We start from the raw sequence: 2,388 nt of genomic DNA, 5'->3' as shown, positions 1-2,388 counted from the left end.
TTTTTACGCAAAAACGGCTGCCGTTTTCGATACTGAAAAGGGCAGCCGTTTTTGAATAATTTACGCCTCACCAAGAGGATCAACTCTCCGGATTACCGAAGAATCACCTTATAGCTTCGATCGGCGATACGAACAAGATAGATGCCTTGCGGAAGAGCAATGGATGTCTCACCGGCATTGACCTTGCGGGCATCGACCAACCGGCCTTCGAGATCGTAGATGCGAACGTCCGTAGAGGCTTTCACGCTCAACAGCACCTGATCTTTGTACGACCATACTTTTTCGCCCGTAACGACCGCCGATGAGTTAGCATGCGGGTCTACGGTCAACGTGATACCTTCGGTCACTTTAATCAGTTTAACCGTCACCGAACCGTCTTCGTTCTCCGTCATCTCAATGCCGTCTTTGTCGCGAATCGGATCACCCGTCGTAATTTTAAGACGTTCTATCAAACGTTTCTTTTCTCCGGCCTTCAGCGCGCTTCCGGACTCTTCTTCTTTCACGCTGAACGTAAAGTCATCTCCCGTATTCACATAATGGATACCCGGAGTCGGTTGGAAGGTCAACCCTTTGACCGTCGGAATCACAATCTCGCGGGAAACCTTCGGGAAGGTTATATCAGGTGCATATTCATAGGCGCCGATATCTACACGGTCTTCGATGATGCGATTCATCCCTGACAGATCATACGGGAAGCCACTGTGATATTCGCTTTCATTTAACGTAGGAAGGTGTGCATCACGGGTCTTCTCTACATAGACATAACGATTCAACCCCTGATTTTCTGCAGCGCTATTGGCTCCTAAACGGTAGTCGCCTTCACGCATAGCACCACTCTCATCAAAGCCTCTCTTTCTGAATACGGGGCTGCCGTCTATATTACCGCCTTGATCCGAGCCCAGCGCAACATCCCAGCCGGCACGGTCTTTTTCGATCAAGCTGAAGCTGAACATCGGCGTACTTCCCGTATTCGACACATTCGGGAATTTGGCGGCACGGTTCCCCCAGAGAATCGTATTACGAACCTCCGGATTCGATCCGTCGTTGTAGAGACCACCGCCCTGGTTCGATGCGAGGTTCCCGCTAATCGTTACATTGGTCAAACGCGGATGAGCGGAATGGTTATACATCCCGGCACCATCGGTAGCCGTATTGCCGCTAATCTCCGTATTGAAGATGACTGCATCGCCACCATTGCCGTTATATATTCCACCGCCCTGATCGGCGCGATTGTTCCGGATGATACAGTTGGCTATCGTTACCTGACCGTTCTTGTTCAGGATACCGCCACCTTGTGTCGCTTGTCCTTGTTCAATCGTAAAGCCATCCCAGCGCATGCCTTTGCTTCCTTCAATCACAATCACCGAAGAACCGTTGTCGCTGCGTCGAACAATCGTCTGGTTCGAGGCGAACACCCGTTCATGCAGATAGCTTTCCCACGCGCCGAAACCGCCGTACACCTCTACACTGTCGTATTTCATTTCATATGACTTACCGGTCGGCGGAGTATAGACACCACGTGCTACCCATACGCAGTCGCCGGCACGCGCCTTATCAAGAGCCTGCTCTATGCGACGGTAAGCATTGGCCCACGACGAACCGTCTTCACGGCCACCCTGTACATGCTGGTCGACAAAGAAGCCGTTATACTTCTCGCTGATAACAATCGAAGCAGAGAGTACTTTCTTACATATCAGACCGCTCGGAAGCGTAACCGTTATTTCTACGCCGACTTCTTTCTTTCCTGAAGTTCGGAACACAACATACAAAGAGTCTCCCTTCATCGAATGAGTCGTATCGCCTTCTGTCAAGGACCATTTGTAACTTACGTTACGGCCTACCGTATCCATTTTAACATAAAACTCCTGCTTTCTTCCGATCTTGGCCGGAATATGCTTATTGTTTTTGAGTTCCTGCTTTCCTTCGAATGCAAACAGTACTTTGAAGGTGTCTTGGACATTTACCGTACCATAGTCGGTCGTCAAAACATACGTACCCGATTTCTCAGCATCAAAGTGCTGAGCATTCCCTACTTCTTTCTTTTCCGTAGCCGACACAAGATATTCCCATTTATAGCTCTTCGCACCGGGCATGCCTTTGAGTCTAAGCGGACCTTCGCAGGTTACCGTATCAACCACAATCTTTTGGTGCCAATGAGCGTAGAACGTCAGCGAATCCTGGGTATAGTGTCCGGCAGCATCCTTCAGCGGAATATCTACCGTCATCTGGGTCGTCGGTGCAAAACGATCGTTGGTCCAGCCAACAAAGGTATAACCGGCTTTCGTCGGTGCATGCTGAACTTTCTCCGGCAACGTTTCGATGGTATAGTGCGTCGGATTAGGAGTTGCTGGAGGATTACCGCCATCTAATTCATAACCGATACCGAAG

At 49.8% G+C, this 2,388-nt stretch carries 1 protein-coding gene; it reads right to left on the bottom strand.

From position 1 onward, the window contains the following. Positions 1 to 92 precede the first annotated feature (92 nt). A partial coding sequence (locus tag Tanf_RS08880; protein WP_046825620.1) for a T9SS type A sorting domain-containing protein occupies positions 93 to 2,388 on the bottom strand: 2,296 nt, incomplete at its 5' end.

The sequence above is a fragment of the Tannerella forsythia genome (assembly GCF_001006485.1).
Taxonomy (GTDB): domain Bacteria; phylum Bacteroidota; class Bacteroidia; order Bacteroidales; family Tannerellaceae; genus Tannerella; species Tannerella forsythia.
The sequence above is the reverse complement of the archived record's forward strand: the minus strand, read 5'-3'. Positions and strand labels throughout refer to the sequence as shown.